The organism is Acinetobacter sp. NIPH1876, from assembly GCF_022808535.1.
Lineage (GTDB): Bacteria > Pseudomonadota > Gammaproteobacteria > Pseudomonadales > Moraxellaceae > Acinetobacter > Acinetobacter higginsii.
Genome location: NZ_JALGBR010000005.1, coordinates 1 through 24,752, shown reverse-complemented (window position 1 = coordinate 24,752; position 24,752 = coordinate 1). Strand labels below are relative to the sequence as shown.

The window sequence follows — 24,752 nt, the reverse complement described above, 5'->3', positions numbered from 1 at the left end:
TTTATTATTGTCTTATTATTATGAGAAGAAACGAGAAAACCAGTTTTTCCCTTTTTTCTTTTCATTTTCTTTAATGATTCCGATCATATTTTCTTTTACAGCACCGACATAATCTGCATCATCATGACGGATATGGTTGATCAACCATTTTGATAGTGCTTCATGTAGCTCGCTATCAATTTCTTGCCCCAGCTCAAAACGTTGACGATAAGTCTCTATCTTTTTGATAAATAAGTCATGTACACGCTTATGTGGTACACGATATTTATAGTTTGCTTCTTCTTGTAAGCTTTCTTCAAAGGTAAAATGAGACTGGGTATAATCAATGATATTATCCAAAATACCTTTTAATTTTGCCCGATCATCACCCTCATTTAATTCATCAATTTCATTAATATAATCTAGAATACGACGATGCTGATCATCGATCACCTCGATTCCTGTATTATATTCGACAGACCATTTCATACCCATATCGAACCCCAAACCATATTTGATTTATTGAATAAGAATATAATATCGATAAATGAATTAAATAAAAACACAGCGTTTTTGTCAGAATTTAAATATTTTCAAAGAAATAAATTAACCCATTGTTTTGTATTTATTTTAATATTTATACCAATCAAAACACTCAAGTATTTTTTAACCAACAAGAAAAATTATCTGTCTAATTTTTATAAAAAATAATTTTAAAATTAAAAAAATCCAAGAAAAATAGTCTTATTTATTGTTTTGAAATGCTGCTATTAAATTTAAATCAGATAAATCCTTTTTCCGCCCATAATTTCGTTTAAATGCAGCGAGTATAGATAAATGCATAAAATGTATTCCAGCAATCACGTCAGAACTTGCCAATAGGGTTTGAAAACTTTCCTGACTGTCACCACAGTTCACATCTAGATAAGCTTCAAAACAGCCCTGATAAAGTCCTATTTTCCCATTTGGGCGAATTTTCTGGTTCCAGGTCGCTTGTAAATGACAAAACAACTCTGGGCTTACCACAAGATCAATATCTGCTGTATCACGGATACAATGTGCGGCTAATACCCCACCACCAACAACCACATACTCATCTTTGGGTAAATCTAAAGAAATTAATCGGGAGATGAGTTCACTTTTATCCATTTGAATACGTCAGTACTGATCCGCTTTGGTCACGCGTTTTAAGGCTGGATTTTCTGCTTCGCGGATTAAGCGCTCAACTCGTGTTAAGGCATGCTGAATCGGTTTACCGTGCTGGAATAAAATCATTTCCCCTGCTTGATATGCTGTCCATGCTTCATTATGGGTTAACGGCTCTGTCGTGATCACTGCAACGCGATCTTCTGGTGTGGTGACCTGACTAAAATCGACTTCTACGTCGAGATCAATTAAATGTGCAGGTTGAAATGGATACTCACGCACGAGCCAATGTAACTTCGTCGTCGCATAGCTAAATAATGCTTTACCATTGGAAAGACAGAAATTAAAGGTGCCATGCTCTGCAATTTGTGGCGAAATACGTTCCAACAGTGAGAAAATCTCTTCCAAACTTGGTTCTGTATAGCCAAATGCTTCAACCATCTGATCCAGTAAATAACAAAACGCTAGTTCACTGTCGGTATTACCTACAGGCTCAAATCGCCCACTTAGTTCAGGTTTGAAGTCATGCAAATCACCATTATGCGCAAAAATCCAATGTCTCCCCCAAAGCTCCCGCAAAAAGGGATGTGAATTCTCGAGGTTGATTTTACCTTGAGTGGCTTTACGAATATGGGCAATGACGTTGCGAGACTTGATCGGATAATTACGAATCAGATCAGCAATAGGAGATTCAACCGCAGATTGATTATCCACAAACAAGCGGCAAGCTTTATCTTCAAAAAAAGCGATCCCAAAACCATCGCAATGATCAGAGGTCACCCCTGCGCGTTGTGAAAACCCACGAAAAGAAAAAGTAATATCTGTCGGGGTGGCGCAATTCATTCCTAATAGCTGGCACATATCTTTAAACTATCAAACATCTACGCCTATTGTGCATGAGGGATAGATGGCTTGTAAATCTCAATATGTGCTCACTATTAGATTAAGAATGATAAGGCACTAACGTTGCACCATTTTGTTCATCACAAAAGAGGTCGCAATCTTATTCACTTCAAGGAAAACAAAATAATCCAAGCATTTAAAATCTTCATCATAAAATGCTTGTTTTGACAGTTTCGACTGCATTCCCAGATAGGTCTGAAACAGTTTTGGCATGCGTTCATCTTGCGGGAAACTATAGTCAGGACGTTCTGGTTCAAAGCTACGTTTTGAGCGGATATCTATGGTTTGATGATCACCCAACTGTTGGATCTGACGGTGGGTGTAATAGGCACGTGCCAAGTTATCATCCAAATGGATACTGACACAGCCCATTAAGTATTTCGCACGCATTGACCAAAGTACTTTAGGGGTCAAGTTCAACCATAGCATGGATAGTGCTTTACCCGAGCGAAATTTAGGGTGTACACAAGTACGTCCAATCTCTAACACACTTGGTAAATGAGATAAATGCGGGACAATTTCAAACTCTTGAGCACTGTAACTCTGCCCGATTTCATAGCCTTGGAATAATTTAAGACGGGTATAAGCGACAATTTCACCTGTCCATTTTTCACGTAATACTGCATGCTCACAGCCAAAATCATAAAGATCTTGATCTAAACCATCTTCAAAACGCATCCCAAATTGATGGCTAAATTGCGTTGCTCTAAAGCGTTGTACTTCTTGTAATTCTTTTAAATTATCCACCCATTCAAAACGGAATTGATTTTGAGCTGGCTTGTGGCGTAAGGGTAAAGTCAATGTCTGGCGATATTGATTTAATTTTTCTAGCATAATGAAAGCTCCTTATGACTAGACCTACCTTAAATTGCTTAAATGACATTGCGATGACTAAAACATGAACAGGTCATGACAAAAAAAGAGACCTGCTTGAGGTCTCTTTTCAAATCAATAGGATGAATTAATGTTTGGCACGATTGGTAATGAGTGTACCGACACCATGATCGGTGAAGATCTCTAATAAACTTGCATGAGGTACACGACCATCAACAATATGCGCACTCACAACACCACCTTTAACAGCATCTAATGCACAACCCACCTTCGGAATCATGCCACCGTAAATCACACCCGTTTCGATCAAGCGATCGACTTCTTGTGTGCTTAAGCCTGTTAATAAGTTTTTATTTTCATCCAATACCCCTGTGATATTGGTGAGTAGAATCAACTTCTCAGCGCCTAGCGCTTCTGCAACTTTTCCAGCCACAAGATCTGCATTGATATTATAAGTATTACCTTCTTCATCCACACCCAAGGGTGCAATGACTGGAATGAAATCACTTTGGGTAAACATTTCCAGTACATCAGTTTTTACACCAGTCACTTCACCGACCATGCCCAAATCAATTTGTGAAATAGAGCCGTCAGCTTCCTGCTTTTCCATCAATAATTTACGTGCGCGCAGTAAATTACCGTCTTTACCCGTTAAACCAATGGCACGACCGCCATGTTTATTAATCAGATTCACGATCGACTTATTGACACTACCACCCAACACCATTTCGACCACTTCCATGGTCGCTTGGTCAGTCACGCGCATGCCATCAATACGATCAGACTCTTGTCCTAAACGTTTTAGCAATGAATCCACTTGTGGACCACCACCATGCACAACGATTGGATTCAGACCAACCGTTTTTAACAACACGATGTCACGGGCAAATGAACTTTCCAATTCAGGATCAGTCATCGCATTACCACCATATTTTACAACCAGCGTTTTTCCTGCAAAACGTTGGATATACGGCAAAGCTTCGATCAAAATTTTTGCTTTATCAATGCCGATATGCTCATGTGGCATGCGTCTCTCCTTTTAGGCCTGTGCGAGTTCTTGTGCAATCTTTGGATATTGGTCTTGCAACATAGAAACAAACTTTTGACGAATTTCAATTAATCGTTTCTGATTATCAGCATCAAAACGGACGGTAAAATATTCGCCAGTATTTGATGCTCGAATAATGCCAAATCCATCGTCAAAATCAAGTCTTACACCATCAATTTTACTTAAACGCGCACCTAAACGATGACTTAAAATTTCAATATCATTTAAAACTTGCTGAGGATTGGCGTCATGGGTACTGATATATGTGTCTTCTGTGCAATAACGTTCTGGGTAGGCTACCAATAACTCAGACAGGGTTATTGCTTTGGATTGAGTTAAATATTCCATCACACGCAAAGCTGCGTATAAACCATCGTCATAGCCAAAACCACGTCCATCATTAAAGACATAGTGACCCGCATATTCACCACCAAAAACAGCCGTGCCCTTTGATTGCGATAAATAAGCACGTAAAAAGCTACTGCCCGTACGAATCATTTTGGCTTGACCTTCCAGCCCCTGTACGGTATCCGCCACCATACGTGAGCACTTCACATCAAAAACGATTTCTTTATGTGGATGCTGCTGTAAGCACATCTGCGCAAATAAAGACAATAAGCGATCAGGACTAATAATAAGTGCATTCTCATCGAGTAAAACCACACGATCCCCATCACCATCCAAAGCAATACCGAGATCGGCTTTCTCAGCAACAATAGCGGCTTGTAATTGCTTTAAATGCTCAGCATGAGATGGATCTGGCGCATGATCAGGAAAATGCCCATTGGCATCACATCGTAAAGCAATCACATCACAGCCTAGTTTTTCTAAAACCAGTTTGGCACAACGCCCTGCAGAACCATGTAATCCATCGAGAACGATTTTTAATGGTCGCGCTAACTGTATGTCACTAATTAAGGAATGCTGATACTGCAAACAATACGGAGCAACAATTTGGTGTGCCGTATTTTCTGAATGCAAGAAATCCTCAATATTGCTCAAAGAAGTCTGTGCATACTGCCCCACCTGTTGAATGGTTTCTGGTGTTGGTGGCTCACCTTTTAAAATCCATTTAATGCCATTATCCGATTTTGGATTATGACTTGCGGTCACCATAATACCATTGCCACCAAAATCACGGGCAATGTAATACATCATCGGCGATGAACAACAACCAATATTAGTGACTTGTAAACCTTGTTTTTCGAATATATTTTGGATGATATTGGCATAAGTCGGACTGGTTAAACGTGCATCGTAACCAATCACCACGTGTGTCTGTTCAGCATTTTTATATTGCGAAGCTAAAGCATAAGCAATTAGGCTAATAATATTTGGCGTTAAATTACTTAGCTTTCCGCGAATATCGTAAGCACGGAAAATATTCAGCGGAAATGTATGTTGTATATTCACTGTAAGCCCCTATTTTTATAATCATTTGATCCATAAAAAAAGCAGAAACTATTAAGAAATTAATTAACCCTTATTCAGAAAAATTAAAATAATTAGTCAGCTGCTTTGTAATATATATCAAGGCAACAATCAATATGAAAAATGCAACGTTTTTCAGCAAAACATTGCATTTAAAGTGATAACTACTGAAAAAGCTTATTGTTTTCCAGTATGACCAAAACCACCTGCGCCACGCTCAGTCGCAACGAATTCACTCACTTGTTCGAACTCAGCCTGTACCACTGGAACCAATACATATTGTGCTAAACGCTCACCAGGTTCTAAACGGAAGCTATTTTGTCCACGATTCCAAACCGATACCATGAGTTCACCTTGGTAATCAGAATCAATCAACCCCACCAAGTTACCTAACACAATACCATGTTTATGGCCTAAACCTGAACGCGGTAGAATTAAACCTGCAAAGTTTGGATCTTCGATATAAATCGCCAAACCTGTTTTCACTAAAACGGTTTCACCTGCAGCAATGTCAATCGCTTCATCTAAACATGCGCGTAAATCTAAACCTGCTGAACCAGTCGTTGCGTAAGAAGGTAAAGCCCACTCTTGACCTAAACGTGCATCTAATACTTTAACTTGAACTTTCATTAAAATTTCCTACTTACAATTTCTTAACGTTTCAACAATGCTTTTAAGTTGGCAAGGTACTGCTGAGCTTGTTCTTTTGGATCAACATTGGGTGCCAGTTTCTTTTTACGACCATGCCACTCCAAATCATCTTGTGGCATCTCGTCCAAGAAACGGCTTGGCGTCATTTGACGCATTTGTCCACCATTCTTACGCTGCTCAGCAAGGGTCAGTGTTAAGCCTTGACGGGCACGAGTAATGCCCACATACATCAAACGGCGTTCTTCTTCGACTGTTTCTGATGCAATCGAGTTCTTATGCGGCAATAGCTCTTCTTCCAAGCCAATCATATACACATAAGGGAACTCCAAACCTTTTGCCGCATGCAAGGTTAATAAATTCACTTTATCGGTATCTTCTTCTTCCTGTTGCTGTTCGAGCATATCCAACAACACCAGTTTACGAATCACGCTTTCAATATTTTTCTCATCCACATCATCAGTACGATTCAATAGATTTTGAATACTGCTATACAAGCTTTCAATACTGTCGAGTTTGGTCTTCTCTTGTGCAGGGGTCGCCGCCTGTTCACGGATATAGTCAATATAGCCGGCTTCGTTGATCATCTGACGCACTTTCGGCATCGGCTCATCATCATCAAGCAATTCACGGGTAAATGTCGCAATAAAATCAGCAAACTCATGTAATTGTGTTGCTGCTTTTTTCGGCAACACCATGCTTAAACGTTGGTCTGACGATGCCGTTAATAAAGACAAGGTATTTTCTTGGGCGAATAAACCGAGTTTCTCTAGCGTCACCGGGCCAATGGCACGCTTAGGTGTATTGATAATACGTAAGAATGCACTGTCATCTTCTGGGTTAATGATGAGGCGTAAATAGCTCATCACATCCTTAATTTCCGCACGGGCGAAGAAAGACTGTCCGCCTGATAACTTATACGGAATTTGCATCTGACGTAGTTGGGTTTCAATTACACGAGCTTGGAAGTTACCGCGATACAGCACCGCATAATCTTTCCAGTTTTTACCATTCATCAGCTTATGCGTGATCAGATCTTTCACCACACGTTCCGCTTCATCATCATCATTCAAACAGGTGATCACACGAATGGTTTCACCGTGACCTTTATCACTCCATAGTTTCTTATCGAAAATATGCGGATTATTTTCAATTACCGCATTGGCCGCTTTTAAGATACGGCTGGTCGAGCGATAGTTCTGCTCTAGTTTAATCACTTTGAGATTATGGAAATCATCTTTTAACAAGGCCATGTTTTCAGGCTTTGCACCACGCCAAGCATAGATGGATTGGTCATCATCACCTACAGCGGTAAACTGCCCCATCACACCCACTAATAGCTTAACGAGGGTATATTGCGCAGTGTTGGTGTCTTGATATTCATCCACCAATAAATAACGAACACGGTTTTGCCATTTGTCACGCACTTCGGCATTTTCCTGAAGTAAGCGTGTTGGCATCACGATCAAGTCATCAAAGTCTACGGCATTATAGGCACGCAAATTACGCTCGTAGAGCTGATACAGATGTGCAAACTGGACATCCTCAACCGTTTCACAAGTTGAATGTGCTTGTTCAGGGACGATTAGATCATTTTTCCAGTCTGAAATTTTCTTCATCGCCTTGGCGAGTAGCTCTTTGCTCTCAGCACCTGATAAATTGTCACGCTGCATCAAATCCATCAAGATTCGTTTACAGTCATCGGCATCTAAAATCGAAAAATTGTTTTTAAGTGGTAAATGTTTTAATTCGAGGCGGAGTAAATTTAACCCAAAAGTATGGAAAGTCGAGACCGAAAGCCCTTTGGCTTCTTCACGTGAGAGTAACTTACCAACACGCTCTTTCATTTCACGCGCCGCTTTATTGGTAAAGGTCATTGCGGTAATACGATAGGCAGGAATACCACACTGCTGCACTAAAAAGGCAACTTTTCGGGTAATTACAGAGGTTTTGCCTGAACCTGCACCTGCAAGCACCAACAATGGCCCCTGAACATATTTCATGGCCTCAAGTTGCTTGTCATTAAGTTGACTGGCAGATGACATGGTTTATACCTCTCTCGTTTCCGAGCCTGATTTTTCGAGCACAATTATAGACATCTCTGTTTTAGAATCCCAATAGTAAATCTAGGGATATGTATAAATTATGATGCCTTACACAAATAGCACGCCGTAGCTTGTCGCCTATTTTGATCTGCAATAAAAAAACCACCCGAAGGTGGCTTTTTTGAAATCAGTAAAAATTACTGTTTAGCATAAATGCTGATTTCTACACGGCGGTTTTGCTCTTTACCAGCAGCAGTCGTGTTTGAAGCAATCGGGTTAGCTGAACCTAAACCTTGTGCATCGATACGGCTACCAGAAATGCCTTGACCAGCTAAATAGTTCTTCACTGATTGAGCACGTGCTTGAGATAATGGGATGTTGATTGAGTCATTACCTGTGTTATCTGTATAACCCGTTACAAGGATCGCACTCTTGTTATCTTCACCTAAAGTCTGCGCTACTTTGTTTAAAGTACCGTAGAAGTTCGGTTTGATGTTCGATTTGTTCGTATCAAACGTAATGCTACCAGGCATGATTAATTGTACAGAACCATCTGGGTTACGGCCTACTTCTACACCAGTACCCGCCATTTGCTCACGTAATTTTTTCTCTTTATTATCGAGATACAAACCACCAGCACTACCAAGAATTGCACCAATTGCCGCAGCACGGTTGTTTTGCTTACTCGTATTTGCGTTACCCTTAGAAACACCATAACCTGCAGCAGCACCGATTAATCCACCTAAAGCTGCTTTATCGTATTCTACGCCACCAATGTTATTACCAGTCGTTTGGCAACCAGAAAGTACCAAGCCAGCCCCTACGAGTGTTGAAATTACTAATGCACGCATTGCGTTGCTCCTGTCTATGTATTTTGTTGTCTGGACAAATGATGAATGAGAAAATGGTGCTAGACCATTGATTTTTTGTTAATAATAAACACTTTATTTGTAGTTTTGTAATATTTTGATGCATTTTACTTGATTCAAGCAACACAATTTCTCCATTGTTATACCTATCTCATAACAAACACAAAATGAGAAATAAATCACAAAATAAAAAACATGCAATTTACAAGCAAACTTGACAAGATCATCTCGACCTTTTACCAATAAAAACCGATGTACGCATTTGAATATATAAAAATGTCAATAACTTAAAATATACAGTTGTATTTCAACATCTGTTGTTTATAGTTGGAACATCTCTTTTTCAAACATATGCACTCAAGGTTCGATTTATGGCTACCGCTAATAAAAAAGCATCCCTATTGCAAAAAGTCAGTAAAGGATTAACCGTTAGTTCTGTGATTACAGGCAGTACCTTCTTTCATGGACCACCAGTACTTGCTTTAGGCCTCACCAAATTATTTAAACAATCTGCAAAAGTAGATGAAACAAATATTCAAATTACCAACAGTTGGTTAGGGGTAAATAACTGGTTAATTGATCATGTTCTGCCAAATTTACAATGGGACATCAGTATTGATGAACAACTTGATCTGAATTTGCAGGGGCGATACTTAATGATGTGTAATCATCAAAGTTGGGTCGATACCACTGTGAATCAGTATTTCGGTTTAACCCGTATGCCATTGACTCGCTTCTTTACCAAGTGGGAACTTATTTTTATTCCTTTTGTGGGACAAGCTTTCAAAATTTTGGGCTTCCCAATGATGAAGCGTCACAGCAAAGAACAAATTGCCAAAAATCCAGAGCTAAAATCACGCGATATGCTGGAAGCGCGTAAAGCCTGTGAACAGTTACTTAGCCAACCTTTTACCTTATTAAATTATTTAGAAGGCACTCGCTTTACTGCTGAAAAACATGCTGCACAGCAATCCCCTTTTCAAAACCTCCTCAAACCCAAAGCGGGTGGTTTGGCCTTGGCGCTCAGTATTCTGGGGGATCAAATTGATGCATTAGTCGATATGACAATTGTGTATCCTGATGGCGCACCCGGTTATGGCGAATTCTGGTTGGGGGATGTGTCACGTATTGCTGTCGATTTGCGTAAAATAGAAATTCCAGACTGGGTACTCGGCGGTAATTATGAGGATGACCCTGTCTATCGTGAACGTTTCCAAAAATGGGTTGATCAAATCTGGACTGAAAAAGATCAGCTGATTTCACAAATGAAAGCAAAATATAATTAATATTCTCATCAGGAATTGAGTAAAGACATGACCCAGCAGGACTCAGGACAAAACTCTAAATATAACTATGTCAATCCGAACAGTGTGTTTTTTAAGCTGTTCCTCGTCTATGACATTTTCATGGTGTTTATTATTGTTTTTAACTTGTTCTGCTTAGGTATGAACTTTTTCCTGATGAGTAATATCGGGGCGTGGTTTTTTAATTTTATCCATCTCTCCAGTGTGCTGGATTTTTATCGTACCCATTTACACCCTTGGGTGATTACCACTGAAGCATGGTTCATTATCTTTTTGATTGTTGAACTGGTTGTGCGCTGGATCATCTCAATTGCACAAAAACATCATGCCCGTTGGTGGTTTTTCCCCTTTATTCACTGGTATGAAATCTTAGCCATCATTCCGCATCTACGTTTCCTGCGTTTATTCCGTGCAGGAATTATCGCTTATCGACTCCATGAACTCGGTTATAAGGTTGTGCCAGATGGCATTCGTATCAAAGCTCTATTCTATTATCGTGTGGTGATGGAAGAGCTGTCTGATCGTGTCGTCATTACCGTGATTGATGGCATTCGACACGAATTGCAAACCAGCTCTAGTCATAAAAAAATTATTCATGATCTGGTTGATCATCATCGGCAACTGTTTACTGTGACGCTGACTTCAATGTTGCAAGAATCTTTGGCGACAGCCTTACAACAACAGCAACCCATGATCACTCAAAAAGTCGGTGTTATTGTCAATCAAGCCATTGAAGATACCCCAGAACTGACCCAATTGTTGCGTCTGATCCCGATTGTAGGCAGCCGTATCGAACAACAAATACAAAGTATTGGGCAACGATTGGGTGAAAATATCAGTGCAGGCCTCATCGAACCCTTTACAGCAGGTTCCGTACAAAAGCCGAATGAAAATTACCAATATATTGCACAACAGGTCAGTGAGCTGAATATCGACAATCAGTACTTAGAAGAATTGGTCGAATCTGTCGTATTTGAAAGCCTCGAAGCAATTCGAAAACAGGTAAAAGTCAAACAATGGCAGCAAACTTTGCAAGAATCTGATCAATTGGATAAAAAAGCAGAATGATTACAAGAAAAATTACCAATCAAGCTAGAGAATTCGTGTAATTTGTTCTAGCATTTGCTTTTATTTACAACACGCTTCAACACAATAGAGCGCTTAAAAAGCCCTGAAGGATAAATTATGGCTGATATACGGATTACGGGCAGAATGGTGAATTTTAGTCGACTGACTTTCGACACAAATGACCATAATGCAATCCGACAGCAACTTAGCGATACACTGAATGAAGGTTCTTATATCGGTACACTCGTCATTATTGATAGTACCGTTGAACAAGAGCTGATTGCGTTAATTCAGCTTTTAATTGATTTAGGTTTACAACCGATGGCCGTCATTGATGGCATTTTGGGTGATGAAGCTCGGGCGATTCAATTCCCTGTTCTCCCTGCCGATCAGCCCTTACAGCGCATCAAGGCATCCAAAGAACAAGTGGTTGATCATGCTCCTGTAAAAACAGCGGATAATGCTGCAATACAAACACCACAAAAAAATACATCGAATGCATATATCACCTCTTATCATGATGAGATTTTGCGGACAGGCCAATGTTTGGTCCAAGATCAAGGCGATATTATCTTAAATGCGGGTATGAATAGTGGATCAGAAGTGATTGCATCTGGAAATATTCACATTTATGGCAATGCTCGTGGTAGAGTCATTGCAGGCGCAGGCGGGCAAACTGCGGCACGTATTTTCTGCCATTCGCTCGAAGCAGAATTAATCTCTATTGCAGGGACTTATTGTGTAGCAGATGATATTCCCAAAGATATGATCAAAAAGCCTGTACATATTTATTTAAATAACAAGCAAGAACTTGAATTTGAAGCCTTGCAGTTTTAATTTATTTAATTGAGTTTTAAAAGCACCAAATAAGCCCTTTTAGGGGCGTATGACCATAAATAGGAGTGGATTCGGTGGCCAAAATTGTTGTCGTAACGTCAGGCAAAGGTGGTGTAGGTAAAACTACAACAAGCGCATCTTTTGCAACAGGTTTAGCCCTACGTGGTCATAAAACTGTTGTGATTGATTTCGATGTAGGTTTACGTAATCTAGATTTGATCATGGGCTGCGAACGCCGCGTAGTTTATGATTTCGTTAATGTTATTAATAATGAAGCACGTTTACAGCAAGCGCTGATCCGTGATAAAGAGATTGAAAACTTATACATTCTCCCTGCATCACAAACCCGTGATAAAGATGCCTTGAGCGATGAAGGTGTTGCACGTGTCATTGATGAACTTTCTCAAGAGTTTGATTATATTATCTGCGACTCTCCTGCGGGTATTGAACGTGGTGCGATTTTAGCAATGTATCATGCTGATGAAGCCATCATTGTAACTAACCCTGAAATTTCATCTGTACGTGACTCAGATCGTATTATTGGTATGCTGGACAGCAAGACCAAAAAAGTTGAACAAAACGAAGGTCGTATCCGTAAGCACTTATGTATTACACGTTTTAACCCAGAACGTGCTGATAAACAAGAAATGCTTACAATCGATGATATTTCGAAAGATATTTTACGTGTGCCAACTTTGGGTGTTATCCCTGAGTGTCCGAGCGTACTTCAAGCATCAAACGAAGGTAAACCAGTGATTCTGTATACAGAAGAAAAAGCTGGCCAAGCTTATGATGACTTAGTGGCTCGCTTCCTTGGCGAAGACCGTCCTTATCGACACATTGCAGTACAGCCAAAAGGTTGGTTAGCTAGACTATTTGGAGCGTAATTATGGCAGGATTCTGGAGTAAACTTTTTAGCAGTGATGAAAAGCCATCAAGTGCACAAACTGCCAAAGATCGTTTAAAGGTAATTGTTGCCTCTGAACAAGGTTTAGGCCGTCGCCTAGGCCAAGACAAAATCGACCAGATGAAAAAAGAAATCATGCAGGTGGTGAGTCGTTATGTTCGTGGTGTGGATGAACAGCATATTCAAATGCAGGTTCGTTCAGAAGCAAATATCGAAATGTTAGAAATGAATATCAATTTACCTGAAGATCGATAGAAGTTTTTTCATTAGCGATTTTTCGCAAATAAAGGCAGAATACGCGGGTGGATTTGGAAAGTAGGACTTTCCCCACTTCAAGTATTTTGCCTTTATTATTTTATAAGACTGAGGAGATTGTCATGGCATTATCACAGCCAGCAACTTTCAATGAAGAGTGGTCAGATGAGCGTGTGTTTGCCTACCTTAACCAACTTCCTCCAACTGGCGTAAATGCTGACTTTCATGTGCTCTATCATGCATTCAAACATATGCGTCCAAATGATTATGAACGCTTAATTATCCAGTTTTTGGCTGATGGTCGTGATCTCAATGCGACCAATCCAGAAGGTCAACGCATTCATGATGTGATTGCTCAATTTCCACGTCAAAAAGATGGTTTCTTAGAAGTTTTAGCAAAATTTGCTTAATCTCTTCTTCAATAAAGCCACTGAATACCAATAAAAAAAGCCTCTATCAATAGAGGCTTTTTTTAGCAGATAATTTTAAACCAGAATATCTCGCTTACCATTGGCGCCCATTGAGCTGACAATGCCATTCTCTTCCATTTGGTCGATAATACGAGCGGCACGGTTATAGCCCAAGCTAAATTTACGCTGTAGCGATGAAGTCGATGCTTTACGTGTCTCTAAAACGAACGATACACATTGATCATACAGCGCATCACGACTTGGATCACCATCCCCATCTTCAAAACCACGTGAGCTTGGCTCCTCATCAAATGGCGTCAGGATTTCATCAACATAATCCGGCTCACCACGTTCACGCCAAGCATCACAAATACGGTTCACTTCATCATCGCTAATAAAGGCACCATGCACACGCTCAGGCTCGATTTTACCTGGCCCTAGGAACAACATATCACCATGACCAAGTAAGTCTTCTGCACCACCTGCATCGAGAATGGTACGTGAGTCAATTTTACTGTTTACACGTAATGCAACACGGGTTGGAATATTGGCTTTAATTAAACCTGTAATTACGTCGACCGATGGACGTTGTGTTGCTAGCAGTAAATGAATTCCTGCTGCACGCGATTTCTGCGCTAAACGAGTAATCATTTCTTCGGCTTTTTTACCGACTTGCATGATCATGTCAGCAAACTCATCGGCAACAATCACAATCGATGGTAATGGCGCTAAACGTGGTGCACGCTCACCGACAACCGAATCACTGGCTTTCCATGTTGGATCAATGAGATCTTCACCATTGGCAATCGCCTCTTCGACCTTACGGTTATAGTCACTGAGTTTACGAATTTTCAGGAAGGACATCAGCTTATAACGACGTTCCATTTCATTGACACACCAGTTTAAAGCACTGACTGCATCTTTCATGTCCGTGACAACAGGCGTTAACAAGTGTGGAATATCATTATAGTTGGCTAATTCAAGCTGTTTTGGATCGATCAAAATCAAGCGTAACTGGTCTGGTGTATATTTCAGTAACATCGATAAAATCATCGAGTTCACTGCAACCGACTTACCAGAACCCGTGGTCCCCGCAACCAGCATATGTGGTGCTTTACCAAGGTCAGTAATGACAGGATTACCTGAAATGTCTTTACCCATCGCCATAGAGAGCAAACCCGCAGGGTCTTCAAAAGCTGGCGTTTTCAATAACTCAATCAACCGCACCATTTCACGGCTACTATTCGGTACTTCAATTCCGATATATGGTTTTCCTGCAATCACTTCAACCACACGAACCGAAGCCATCGACATTGAACGCGCCAAATCACGTGAAATATTGGTCACTTTAGAGGCTTTAACACCCGGTGCAAGATCGAGTTCAAAGCGTGTTACTACTGGTCCCGGCTGGGCTTCGACCACCTGAGCCTTCACATTAAACTCTTGTAGTTTGATCTCTAACAGCTCAGAAAGACGTGCTAATTGCTCAGCGGTAAAATTGACCTTTTTGTTTGGATCAACTTCATCCAGCAATTCCAGACCGGGTAAAGTCGGTAGATCACGGCGTTTTTGCGCGACTTGCATGGCGCGTGACATTGGACGACCAAATGCATCCGTTAAAGGTGCATCCAGATCAAAATCATCTTCAATATCCAAATCTGCATCTGGATCAGCTTTACCTGCCGTTTCTTGCCATGCTTCGATAAAGGCTTCTTTAGACAGAGTTTCTTTTTGTGTTGGTGTTGAAACTTCAATCGGTGCTTTTACAAAAGCAGAGGATTGCGCATAACTGGTCGTTCGTGGTGAAGCCTGTTCACGCTCTTCTTCGACCAGAAGATCACTAAAATCATCTGCTTGCTGCTCAGCTATGCGATGAACATCCTCTTGGATAGGATGTATTGCATTTTGAATCGGTGCAGTTTCTGGCTGTACAGCTGCTGGTCTTGCAGATTCATTAATCAATGCTTCAATATCTGCCTCAAATTCGACCTCAGCAACCTGAGGGACTGAATGCGCCGGAGGCTCTTGCGTAAATGGAGTATGTAAATCTGTCGCTGTCTTACTGTTTGGAACAGCAGCCAACAATTCATCAAAGATTTGATCATCATTCCAATCTAGATTGCTGTGACTGGATGTCTGCGTTGCGGTTGCCACATGTGCGGTAGATGCATACTGTGCTGGAGCATGAGGAGCGTCATCCGCAGCTCTTAATAATGCATCGATTTCCTGTTTATGGCTCGCATCATCACGCTGTAAAGCACGCCATACTTCACCTGTTTGAACCAAACGTTGGCTTTCGGTTTCAAACTGATGGGCACGTTGTAAAGTCTGTTCAAAATCTTCAATCTGCTCAGTTTGTACTGGCTGACTACCTTGTTGCTGTTCTTTTGCAAGCACATCGGCAAACAGTTTTTCAGCCATCAACTGATGATGTGAATCATCAATTTTAATCAGTTTTGCTTGAACTTGATTCGCTTTAGCTTCACTCGTATCTGCTACAAGATCAGACTCAGTTTGTACTTTGTTCTTAATTGCAGGTGTATCAGCAGCGGCTAATTGCTCAGTCAGATCATACGCAGATTCATTCTGAGGCACATTTTTATAAAATAAATCTTGTAAATAAGCAGGCGTATTTTTCAATGTAGCCCACGTTTTGTTCCACTGAATGCCAAAGGCTAAAGTCAGTAATAAGATACTAAAAGCCAATAAGAATAAAGTTGCGCCATAGATGGTTAATAATTGGGATAAACTCTGCCCCAACTCATAACCAATAATACCACCCGCTGCATTATCCAAAGTATCTGCAGGTGTATTCCAATGCAGATACAACAAACTAGAAATGGACAGGATCAAGAAAAACTGTGCAGCATAACGAAATGGGCGGTTTAAAAAGCTTCTTGGCCACCAGACTTGAATGGCTTCAATAAACAAGAACAGTGGAATCAGCAAACTTGCCCATCCCAAGAAACCAAACAGTAAATCTGCGATCCAAGCGCCTGCTACACCGCTGGCGTTTGAAACCTGCTGGGTATCACTGGAAATATGCATCCAGCCCGGATCAAATGGTGTATAGGTTACTGTGGCAAGAAATAAATAAATGCCAAAAGAAATCAAAAATAATGTCATTAAAAAGCGTTGTGCATAAACACTTGACACCGCAGTCATATACAGTCCTGTAACCCAATTCGTTATTTGTTAGTATCTTTCAAGGCCTAAAATGCCTTAATCAATAAGTTTTATATTATGCACTCGTTCTTACAAAAAAGATGCACGATTGTTTACTGTTGTTGTTAACATCCTGCTCGGATATAGCTCAATTCGATTGAGTTAATCAATATTATCCCGATGGATTTAAACCACTCCGCTCTGGATTCACGTATAATTTTAGCAGTTTTGATATAAAAAGGATGTTCTTTAATGAGCGCTCGTCACTCACGGTTAATTATTTTGGGTTCTGGTCCTGCAGGCTATAGCGCAGCAGTCTATGCTGCACGTGCTAACCTCAAGCCAACACTGATTGCGGGTTTGCAACTCGGTGGTCAATTAACAACGACCACTGAAGTTGACAACTGGCCAGGTGACCCAGAAGGATTAACTGGTCCTGTGCTTATGGAACGTATGCAAGCTCATGCAGAACGTTTCGGTACAGAAATTGTCTACGATCATATCAATGAAGTAGATCTTAAAACTCGTCCATTCGTACTCAAAGGCGATATGGAAGAGTACACGTGTGATGCGTTGATTATTGCAACAGGTGCAACTGCACAATACCTAGGTCTTGAATCTGAAGCTGCGTTTATGGGCCAAGGTGTAAGCGCATGTGCAACCTGTGATGGTTTCTTCTATAAGAACCAAAATGTCATGGTTGTGGGTGGTGGTAACACAGCAGTTGAAGAAGCACTTTATCTGTCTAATATTGCAGCGCATGTGACCCTTGTTCACCGTCGTGACAGCTTACGTTCTGAAAAGATTTTACAAGACCATCTTTTTGCCAAAGAAAAAGAAGGCAAAATCAGTATTATCTGGAACCATCAAGTAGATGAAGTATTGGGTGACAAAACAGGCGTAACGGCTGTTCGTATCCAATCAACCCAAGATTCAAGCACGCAAGATGTGCAAGTTCAAGGCTTGTTTGTTGCGATCGGACATAAACCGAATACAGGCATGTTTGATGGCCAGTTAAATCTGCGTGATGGCTATATCCAAGTGCATAGCGGCACTGCGGGTAATGCAACTGCTGCCTCTATTGAAGGCGTATTTGCTGCAGGTGATGTGGCAGATAGTATCTATCGCCAAGCGATTACTTCAGCGGGCTCAGGCTGTATGGCAGCATTAGATGCAGAGAAATATCTCGATAATCTAAACTAATTAGGCCAATATTGAAAAACCACCAATCTTTGGTGGTTTTTTTTTGCGAGTATCCATACAATCGAAAAATTGACGGCTTTTTAAACATATCAACAATCAGTCTATAGGATATATCAATGACAACGACCTGGACGAATGGCTACCAAACTGAAGTAAATTATACCTACGGTTATTATCGAGACCTCAGCCCGAATTTCCAAAAGTTTTGCTTACTTTTAAATGGCATCGATAGTCCAGATTTTCAGGAAAATCATAATCATTGTGAACTTGGCTTTGGTCAAGGTGTCAGTATTAATATTCACGCCACCTGTAATGAAGCGGCATTCTACGGTACAGACTTCAATCCAGCACATGCAGCACATGCCAATCAACTGGCTGAGCAGAGCAAAACCGAACATTACTTCTATGATGATAGTTTTGAAGAGTTGCTTAATCGTTCTGATCTTCCGATGTTTGATTCGATCAGCCTACACGGGATTTGGAGCTGGATCAGCTATGAAAATCAGCACATTATTCTCAAATTTATTCGTAAATTCTTAAAACCCAATGGTATTGTCTATATCAGCTATAACTGCGTTACTGGTTGGGCAGCGAATATGCCAATTCGCGAACTGTTCCATAGCCATTTTAAGTTTAATAGCAAAAGTACCAATCCTCTGCAAAAGGTCAATGAAGCCCTCACCTTCAGTGAAGACTTACTTAAGCAAAATCCAATTTTTGCGCAACGTAATCCCAATGCCGTACAAAAAGTCGCTGATTTAAAACAGCAAAATCCAAACTACTTGATTCATGAATATCTCAATCAAGATTGGCAATGTTTTTCCTTCCAGCAAATTGTGCGTATTCTGGATGAAATCAAACTGTCCTATGCAGGTTCAACCGATTTAAATACACACCTCGATAACATCAATTTTTCAGAACAGCACCAAGCTTTTTTGAATGCCATTGAGCACCCTATTTTTAAAGAACAATGCCGCGACTATTTTGCTAACACGCAATTTAGACGAGACTTGTTTATTCGAGGTAAAAATAACTTAACCCCATTACAGGCACAAGAACGACTGCGCAACACGGCCTTTGTGTTACTTACAGCCAAGGAACAACTACCAACCAGTATCAGTGGGTTATTAGGCACCTTTAATTTAATTGAAGAAATTTATCTGCCCATTGGCGATAAATTTGCAAAGGAAAACTATCAACCACTGACCATTTTTGAACTGGAACAAAGTTTGCCAGATCTCAACTATGCAAAAATTCTCAATGCTTTAGTCATTCTATCGCACCTTGGTTTAGCTCAACCGTGTCAAAACTTAGACCCGAAGCAACAAACTTTAGAGCAATCCCAACGTTTAAATCACTACTTATTAAAGCAAGCGAGTTTTCATCAAAACTATAATGTCCTGATTAGCCCAATTACAGGAATCGGTATTCCAACTGAGCATTTCCATCAACTGTTCTATCGTGCACATTTCATTGATGGTTTAGCATCAGCGAGTGAATTTGCGCAATATGTACAGGATGCAATCAGCCAACTCAATTGGTTAGTCTTGGACAGCGAAGGTAAAACCGTATCAGACAAAGAAAAAAGTCTTGAAATTATTCAAACTAAAGCACAACTTTTCCTCGACAGTAAAAAATTAGAAATTGCTAAACATTTACGTTTGTTTGATTAATCTCGTATAGGGAATGGCTCTGCCAATGATTGCCATTCCCTATAACTTCAGTTAGCTTAGAATTAATCTTATTAATTTTTTATGCTATGCAACAACTCCCACCCTCGCAATATATTTTCCCGAATCCAATCGAAGCTGATCCTGAAGGACAAGGATTTATTTGTATTGGTGCAGACCTCTCCCCTTCTACTTTATTTGAAGCCTACACACATGGGCTGTTCCCTTGGTTCAATGAAGACGAGCCAATTTGCTGGTGGAGTCCTGAACCGCGATGCATTATCGAACCACATGCTTACAAACCAAGTAAATCTTTAATTCGAAATATGAAAAAGCATGATTATCGAATTACCATTAACAATGCTTTTGAAGACGTGATTCGTTCTTGTTCATTGCCTCGGAGCTATGCCAATGAAACCTGGATTAGTGAAGATATCATCGAAGGCTATTGCGCATTATTCCAAGCGGGTTATGCTTATAGTATTGAAGTCTGGCAGCAGGATAAATTGGTTGGCGGACTCTATGGTGTCAGCGTTGGCAAAGGCTGCTTTGGAGAGTCGATGTTTAGTACTGAAACTGACGTTTCTAAAATGGCTTTCTATACTTTAATGCTGATTGGACAAGAAAATCAGTTGCCATGGATTGATTGCCAATTGGTCAATGATCACCTTTTAAGCCTCGGTGCGAGTACACTTTCTCGCCAAGCCTACCTTAAATCGTTACAAGATGTAATTATTGCCCCCTCTATCAATTGGAAAAGTTATCAAGAACGTGTATTTTCAAGTAAAACAATAGCAGTTTTTGCAAAATTAGACGGTTAACGGATTAACACCTTGGAGGGACAGATTAATGAAATCATATCAACCCAAGTCCCTTTTAAATGACTTACAGTACTATATTACGCCACCGCACGACTGCAGTTATCTTGATAACAAATCAGCCCGAATGGTGTTCCTAGATCCAATTCACCGTATCGATGTGGTGACGTTGTCAGAACTTTCTCGTGTTGGTTTTCGTCGTAGTGGTGATTTTGTCTATCGCCCTGAATGTCACTTATGTCGCCAATGCTTATCTTGCCGTGTTCCCGTTCAAGAATTTAAAATGAACAGCAGCCAAAAAAAGGCATGGAAACGCAATCAAGATTTGCAAATGAGTATTTTGCCGACCTCGCAAGCCACTCAACAACACTACGACTTATATGAACGTTATATCAATGAACGTCACTCAGATGGTGATATGTACCCTGCCAGTCTAGATCAGTTTGAAAAATTTCTGGTACATAGCTGCACAGAAAGTTTCTTTATTGAACTTTGGAAAGACCAAAAACTGATTGGTGTTTCAACCTGTGATTTGATGGACGATGGGCTGTCAGCAGTCTATACCTTCTTTGATCCAGATGAACAACGCCGTTCTTTAGGTGTGTTTGCGATCCTTAAACAAATCGAATATGTACGCACACTCAACCTAGACTATTTATACCTAGGCTACTGGGTGCCACATTCACCCAAAATGAATTATAAATCGCAATATACGCCACTCGAATTATTGCTTGATGGGCAATGGCGTCGACTTAATCGTCCACTCTCTGAAAATGAAATCCATCAACTTGGAAATTCATTGATGAGTACGCTGCCTTCTGAGTGGAATAATTTAATTATTAAATAATTTAAATTTGATAATTTTTTCGACTATTTGATACACGCAAGTGTCATTCACAACCTGAGCAAGTTAAAGCGATTATAGCTTTAGCGCAGCGCAAGACAAACGAAGTGCGTAGTTTATACTAAGCAAAGTTTTTCGCCTTGCGGTGAACTTTGATCAAGTAGTGCAAGAAAGATGGTTTGCCCTTGCGGAGCTTTCGCTCCTCATACCGAAACAAAAGTAGGGCGAACCGCAGGTTTATCATGAAATTGGATAATTAACCTGAATGACTCCGTTACAACAAATACTTTTTAATATTTTAGAATATATGTCTGAGTCAAACTTAAATTGCATAAATTTATTGAAATAACGCTGCAAAATCATCAGTGCATGTTTTGACCATAATCACGGCATGCTCTCTTGAACCATCGGGGTTTGGATAATAATTTTTACGTAAGTCAATTTGATGAAAACCTGTTTTTTCATACAAACGAATCGCAGCTGCATTACTTTCACGAACTTCTAAAAAAATCTGAATTGGATTGTTTTTTAATTGCTGGATTGAGCTTTCTAATAATTCATAACCCAGTCCTTTACCCTGTTGGCTTGGGTGAATCGCCATCAACAATAAATTTGCTTCATCCAAAACGGGCTGCAGAATACAGAATCCCACCACTTGATTGGCTTGTTCATACACCGTACATTGATACGAGGCGAAAGACTCCTGAAACTGCTGCTTTGACCAGGGATGGGTTTGCACCAATCGCTCAATCCCCGCCACACTTTCTAAGTCATTTTCTTGCATCAATCGAATCACGATCTATCACTCTATAAAATACTGGTGCAGATTATCAGCAATTTAAAGCAAAATTTGAATAAAAAAATGGGCAGTTTTGACTGCCCATTGAAGTTAACTTAGATTAAAACCCAATTCAGCACGCCATTTATTCAAAAGTGCTGTGGTATCTTCATCATTCGGATGAAATTTCGGTCTTAAAAAATCTAACAAGGTCGGGATTTGGCGGGTCATAAAACCTTTATAGCCATACATAAATTTGATCATGTATTTGGTATCACGCCATGTCAATTTGCCATCTGTTTGTAGAAGCTTGGCGGTAAAATAAGATTGGGTAATAAAGATGAGCCCCATTGCAATAACTAAGGCCAATGAACGCATAAAATACGCTTTAGGGCCTTGACCATACATCGCTTCATAGACATCAAAAGCAACCGCTTTATGCTCGTTTTCTTCAACTGCATGCCACATCCATAAATGGTACATGGTTTCATCCATAAACATCGCTTGAATGTCTGGATTACTTAATAGTTCTTCTGCAATGGTTGAAGTAAAGTGCTCCAAGGCACAGGTTCCCGTCAAACCAATCATTTCTTTGGTGAAACCGAAAGGTTTTAAGAGTTTTGCTGTCATTCCAATGGTACGGTTGATTAAACGACCTGTTTGCCCTTCCATTTTACGAACATCGTAACCATAGGCCTCCGCTGAAGCATTAAATGCAAGATGCTCTTTTGAATGCATGGCTTCTTGACCAATAAAGGCACTGATCTCTTTCTGAAGTCGCTCATCTGCGAGTTTGGGATCATTCCGTACTGCACGGGTGCTGTTCACAAAGAATTGCTCACCTTCTGGAAACAGTGCCGAAAGCGCAGTCATAAAATGAGTTAAAGCAGCATCACCATTGGCCCAATAACGTGGCACCTCACCAAATTCAAAATCCATTCGGCGTACAGGGAAACTGGCGCCAGCTCGGTTTGAAATATTGACTTTAGCATTCATACCCTGTTCTCCTATCCGATGAATATTTTTCATTGATCGTATTCCATACTTTATTTATACGCTCTTTTCAGTGCATGAAATAAGTGCAGATAAGGTCAGAAAAGCATCATCTTAGGACATGTCAGCTTGCTCAAAATTCTGTATGAAATGAAAGATTAAAATAAAAAAGGGACAATACTTATTGTCCCTTTTCAGGAATTACGAGGCTAAAATAAACAGCGTTTACAGACCTAATTTTGCCTTCCAATCTTGCAATAATTGTACGGTATCTAAATCATTTGGATGGAAACCAGGCTTGAAGTAGGCCAACATTTCACCCGCCATTCCAGAGATAATTCCTTTCGACGGACTATAGGCGTATTCATAAATCATACCGAGCTCTTTGAAATTTAATTTTCCATCATCTTTCAATAATTTCAATACGAATGAAGATTGAGTCAAGAAAATTGCAACCATCGAAACGACCAGTGCAGTATTGCGTAATGCGTAGGCTTTTACACCACGACCAAAAATTTCTTCATACACATCATAAGCAACCGCCTTATGTTCATTTTCTTCTACTGCATGCCATAACCACATATATTCCATGGTCTTGTCTTGCATTAACTCTTGAATATGCGGATTACGCAATAATTCTGATGCAATGGTTGCAGTAAAATGTTCGAGTGCTGTAGTTGCAGTCAAATCGACCATTTCTTGCGTCATGCCAAATGGCTTAACCAATTTAGCAAATAATTTACGGCCTGTTTGAATCACGACACCTGTTCTTCGTTCAAGTGTTTCGACATCATGACCATATTTCTGAGCTGAAGCATTAAAGTTGACATGCTCTTGGGTATGCATCGCCTCTTGACCAATAAAAGCACTGATTTCTTTTTGCAGTTTTTCATTGTCTTTAATGGCTGGGTGATAACGTACAGCACGCACTGAATCGATAAAGAGTTTTTCACCATCTGGAAATAGTGCAGATAAACCTGTCATAAAATGAGTTAATCCAGCAGAACCACTGACCCAATATTCAGGAACTTCATTAAAATCAAAATTCATACGACGTACTGGGAAACTTGCACCTGCACGATTCGAAACATTCACTTTAGCATTCATGCTGCCTACTCCTTTTCAGTGGAATATCTCCACTGAGCACTTTTGTTCGTTTTCTTGAGTTTTATATTACGGTTTTATGCGAATCAATTAAGTGCAGTTTAGGACAGCGTAGTATCAGTTTAGGACATGAGGAGAAAAATTTAATTAAGTATTAAATTTTTCGACGCAAGAGAAAAAGAAAATAAGTAAGACTAATTCTCGATGCAAGAGAAAAAAGAAAATCAATGAAACAACTTTTCTGACGTAAAAGGAAATTTTAACTGAATATTAGATTTTAGATATAAGAAAAGAAATACAAAACCACAGATATAAAAAAACACCCCAGAGGGGTGTTTTTTATCACTCTAAGCGATTATGCAGTTACTTTAGCAACAACACCAGCGCCTACAGTACGACCACCTTCACGGATCGCAAAACGTAGACCTGGGTCCATTGCGATCGGGTGGATTAACTCTACTGACATCTCAACGTTGTCACCAGGCATTACCAT

The 24,752-nt window shown here is 40.1% G+C and carries 23 protein-coding genes and 1 pseudogene; 10 read left to right on the top strand and 14 right to left on the bottom strand.

Annotation, left to right across the window (positions count from 1 at the left end; genetic code table 11):
* Positions 1–18 precede the first annotated feature (18 nt).
* The 9 genes from MN869_RS06485 to MN869_RS06445 all read right to left on the bottom strand — a co-directional run bounded on the left by MN869_RS06485 (position 19) and on the right by MN869_RS06445 (position 8,885).
* Positions 19–474 (bottom strand): bacteriohemerythrin, encoded by a 456-nt coding sequence (locus MN869_RS06485; protein ID WP_004655155.1) that lies wholly within the window; start codon positions 472–474, stop codon positions 19–21.
* A gap of 249 nt (positions 475–723) precedes the next feature.
* Complete coding sequence (locus MN869_RS06480; RefSeq protein ID WP_005205424.1) at positions 724–1,128, bottom strand: hypothetical protein; 405 nt, start codon at positions 1,126–1,128, stop codon at positions 724–726.
* 9 nt (positions 1,129–1,137) lie between these two features.
* Complete coding sequence (locus tag MN869_RS06475; RefSeq protein ID WP_026057514.1) at positions 1,138–1,986, bottom strand: class II glutamine amidotransferase; 849 nt, start codon at positions 1,984–1,986, stop codon at positions 1,138–1,140.
* 99 nt (positions 1,987–2,085) lie between these two features.
* Positions 2,086–2,862 (bottom strand): GNAT family N-acetyltransferase, encoded by a 777-nt coding sequence (locus tag MN869_RS06470; RefSeq protein WP_004805180.1) that lies wholly within the window; start codon positions 2,860–2,862, stop codon positions 2,086–2,088.
* Positions 2,863–2,989: 127 nt separating this feature from the next.
* On the bottom strand, positions 2,990–3,889 hold the full coding sequence (gene argB, locus MN869_RS06465) for an acetylglutamate kinase (protein WP_004655163.1): 900 nt from the start codon (positions 3,887–3,889) through the stop codon (positions 2,990–2,992).
* Between the two features lie 12 nt (positions 3,890–3,901).
* Positions 3,902–5,323, bottom strand: coding sequence for a phosphomannomutase/phosphoglucomutase (locus MN869_RS06460; protein ID WP_033134349.1), 1,422 nt, complete (start codon positions 5,321–5,323; stop codon positions 3,902–3,904).
* 195 nt (positions 5,324–5,518) lie between these two features.
* Positions 5,519–5,971, bottom strand: a complete 453-nt coding sequence (dut, locus tag MN869_RS06455) for a dUTP diphosphatase (RefSeq protein ID WP_016164487.1) — start codon at positions 5,969–5,971, stop codon at positions 5,519–5,521.
* A 23-nt stretch (positions 5,972–5,994) separates the two neighbouring features.
* Positions 5,995–8,034, bottom strand: a complete 2,040-nt coding sequence (gene rep, locus MN869_RS06450; RefSeq protein WP_004805171.1) for a DNA helicase Rep — start codon at positions 8,032–8,034, stop codon at positions 5,995–5,997.
* A 197-nt stretch (positions 8,035–8,231) separates the two neighbouring features.
* On the bottom strand, positions 8,232–8,885 hold the full coding sequence (locus MN869_RS06445; protein ID WP_243307002.1) for an OmpA family protein: 654 nt from the start codon (positions 8,883–8,885) through the stop codon (positions 8,232–8,234).
* A gap of 389 nt (positions 8,886–9,274) precedes the next feature.
* On the opposite strand from MN869_RS06445, the gene MN869_RS06440 reads away from it, so the two are divergent.
* The 6 genes from MN869_RS06440 (at position 9,275) to MN869_RS06415 (ending at position 13,684) form a co-directional block, all read left to right on the top strand.
* Positions 9,275–10,189, top strand: a complete 915-nt coding sequence (locus MN869_RS06440; protein ID WP_005205432.1) for an acyltransferase — start codon at positions 9,275–9,277, stop codon at positions 10,187–10,189.
* A gap of 27 nt (positions 10,190–10,216) precedes the next feature.
* On the top strand, positions 10,217–11,275 hold the full coding sequence (locus tag MN869_RS06435) for a hypothetical protein (RefSeq protein ID WP_033134350.1): 1,059 nt from the start codon (positions 10,217–10,219) through the stop codon (positions 11,273–11,275).
* A gap of 117 nt (positions 11,276–11,392) precedes the next feature.
* On the top strand, positions 11,393–12,112 hold the full coding sequence (gene minC, locus MN869_RS06430) for a septum site-determining protein MinC (RefSeq protein WP_033134351.1): 720 nt from the start codon (positions 11,393–11,395) through the stop codon (positions 12,110–12,112).
* Between the two features lie 74 nt (positions 12,113–12,186).
* On the top strand, positions 12,187–12,999 hold the full coding sequence (gene minD, locus MN869_RS06425; protein ID WP_004805162.1) for a septum site-determining protein MinD: 813 nt from the start codon (positions 12,187–12,189) through the stop codon (positions 12,997–12,999).
* Positions 13,000–13,001: 2 nt separating this feature from the next.
* A complete protein-coding gene (minE, locus tag MN869_RS06420) occupies positions 13,002–13,274 on the top strand; it encodes a cell division topological specificity factor MinE (protein WP_004655180.1) in 273 nt (90 codons plus the stop codon).
* A 122-nt stretch (positions 13,275–13,396) separates the two neighbouring features.
* The gene (locus MN869_RS06415) at positions 13,397–13,684 is read left to right on the top strand and encodes a PA4642 family protein (RefSeq protein WP_004805161.1); all 288 of its coding nucleotides are present in this window, start codon (positions 13,397–13,399) and stop codon (positions 13,682–13,684) included.
* 75 nt (positions 13,685–13,759) lie between these two features.
* Here MN869_RS06415 and MN869_RS06410 read toward each other — a convergent pair whose 3' ends face one another.
* On the bottom strand, positions 13,760–16,849 hold the full coding sequence (locus MN869_RS06410; RefSeq protein ID WP_033134352.1) for a DNA translocase FtsK: 3,090 nt from the start codon (positions 16,847–16,849) through the stop codon (positions 13,760–13,762).
* Between the two features lie 252 nt (positions 16,850–17,101).
* Between MN869_RS06410 and trxB the strand changes: the two genes are divergently transcribed.
* The 4 genes from trxB (at position 17,102) to MN869_RS06390 (ending at position 21,387) form a co-directional block, all read left to right on the top strand.
* Positions 17,102–18,052, top strand: a complete 951-nt coding sequence (gene trxB / locus MN869_RS06405; protein WP_004805153.1) for a thioredoxin-disulfide reductase — start codon at positions 17,102–17,104, stop codon at positions 18,050–18,052.
* 116 nt (positions 18,053–18,168) lie between these two features.
* A complete protein-coding gene (locus tag MN869_RS06400) occupies positions 18,169–19,725 on the top strand; it encodes a class I SAM-dependent methyltransferase (RefSeq protein ID WP_033134353.1) in 1,557 nt (518 codons plus the stop codon).
* An 86-nt stretch (positions 19,726–19,811) separates the two neighbouring features.
* Positions 19,812–20,543: a leucyl/phenylalanyl-tRNA--protein transferase gene (gene aat, locus MN869_RS06395; RefSeq protein WP_033134354.1), complete on the top strand. Its 732-nt coding sequence runs from the start codon at positions 19,812–19,814 to the stop codon at positions 20,541–20,543.
* A gap of 28 nt (positions 20,544–20,571) precedes the next feature.
* A complete protein-coding gene (locus MN869_RS06390; protein ID WP_004805148.1) occupies positions 20,572–21,387 on the top strand; it encodes an arginyltransferase in 816 nt (271 codons plus the stop codon).
* Between the two features lie 334 nt (positions 21,388–21,721).
* Here the strand turns inward: MN869_RS06390 and rimI are convergent, their stop codons facing one another.
* The 4 genes and pseudogenes from rimI to MN869_RS06370 all read right to left on the bottom strand — a co-directional run.
* Positions 21,722–22,180, bottom strand: a complete 459-nt coding sequence (rimI, locus tag MN869_RS06385; protein ID WP_201772402.1) for a ribosomal protein S18-alanine N-acetyltransferase — start codon at positions 22,178–22,180, stop codon at positions 21,722–21,724.
* A gap of 93 nt (positions 22,181–22,273) precedes the next feature.
* Positions 22,274–23,158, bottom strand: coding sequence for a metal-dependent hydrolase (locus tag MN869_RS06380; protein ID WP_005205446.1), 885 nt, complete (start codon positions 23,156–23,158; stop codon positions 22,274–22,276).
* Positions 23,159–23,380: 222 nt separating this feature from the next.
* On the bottom strand, positions 23,381–24,262 hold the full coding sequence (locus MN869_RS06375; RefSeq protein ID WP_005205449.1) for a metal-dependent hydrolase: 882 nt from the start codon (positions 24,260–24,262) through the stop codon (positions 23,381–23,383).
* Positions 24,263–24,614: 352 nt separating this feature from the next.
* Positions 24,615–24,752 (bottom strand): annotated as a pseudogene (locus MN869_RS06370) (elongation factor Tu); the annotation flags it as partial.

Coding starts and splice junctions, on each gene's coding strand:
- MN869_RS06390 (WP_004805148.1), top strand. CDS start 20,572: ATGAAATCATATCAACCCAAGTCCCTTTTAAATGACTTACAGTACTAT.
- dut (WP_016164487.1), bottom strand. CDS start 5,971: ATGAAAGTTCAAGTTAAAGTATTAGATGCACGTTTAGGTCAAGAGTGG.
- MN869_RS06485 (WP_004655155.1), bottom strand. CDS start 474: ATGGGTATGAAATGGTCTGTCGAATATAATACAGGAATCGAGGTGATC.
- trxB (WP_004805153.1), top strand. CDS start 17,102: ATGAGCGCTCGTCACTCACGGTTAATTATTTTGGGTTCTGGTCCTGCA.
- MN869_RS06445 (WP_243307002.1), bottom strand. CDS start 8,885: ATGCGTGCATTAGTAATTTCAACACTCGTAGGGGCTGGCTTGGTACTT.
- MN869_RS06480 (WP_005205424.1), bottom strand. CDS start 1,128: ATGGATAAAAGTGAACTCATCTCCCGATTAATTTCTTTAGATTTACCC.
- minC (WP_033134351.1), top strand. CDS start 11,393: ATGGCTGATATACGGATTACGGGCAGAATGGTGAATTTTAGTCGACTG.
- MN869_RS06470 (WP_004805180.1), bottom strand. CDS start 2,862: ATGCTAGAAAAATTAAATCAATATCGCCAGACATTGACTTTACCCTTA.
- MN869_RS06475 (WP_026057514.1), bottom strand. CDS start 1,986: ATGTGCCAGCTATTAGGAATGAATTGCGCCACCCCGACAGATATTACT.
- MN869_RS06400 (WP_033134353.1), top strand. CDS start 18,169: ATGACAACGACCTGGACGAATGGCTACCAAACTGAAGTAAATTATACC.
- minE (WP_004655180.1), top strand. CDS start 13,002: ATGGCAGGATTCTGGAGTAAACTTTTTAGCAGTGATGAAAAGCCATCA.
- MN869_RS06375 (WP_005205449.1), bottom strand. CDS start 24,262: ATGAATGCTAAAGTGAATGTTTCGAATCGTGCAGGTGCAAGTTTCCCA.
- rep (WP_004805171.1), bottom strand. CDS start 8,034: ATGTCATCTGCCAGTCAACTTAATGACAAGCAACTTGAGGCCATGAAA.
- MN869_RS06415 (WP_004805161.1), top strand. CDS start 13,397: ATGGCATTATCACAGCCAGCAACTTTCAATGAAGAGTGGTCAGATGAG.
- argB (WP_004655163.1), bottom strand. CDS start 3,889: ATGCCACATGAGCATATCGGCATTGATAAAGCAAAAATTTTGATCGAA.
- MN869_RS06440 (WP_005205432.1), top strand. CDS start 9,275: ATGGCTACCGCTAATAAAAAAGCATCCCTATTGCAAAAAGTCAGTAAA.
- MN869_RS06410 (WP_033134352.1), bottom strand. CDS start 16,849: ATGACTGCGGTGTCAAGTGTTTATGCACAACGCTTTTTAATGACATTA.
- MN869_RS06435 (WP_033134350.1), top strand. CDS start 10,217: ATGACCCAGCAGGACTCAGGACAAAACTCTAAATATAACTATGTCAAT.
- aat (WP_033134354.1), top strand. CDS start 19,812: ATGCAACAACTCCCACCCTCGCAATATATTTTCCCGAATCCAATCGAA.
- MN869_RS06380 (WP_005205446.1), bottom strand. CDS start 23,158: ATGAATGCTAAAGTCAATATTTCAAACCGAGCTGGCGCCAGTTTCCCT.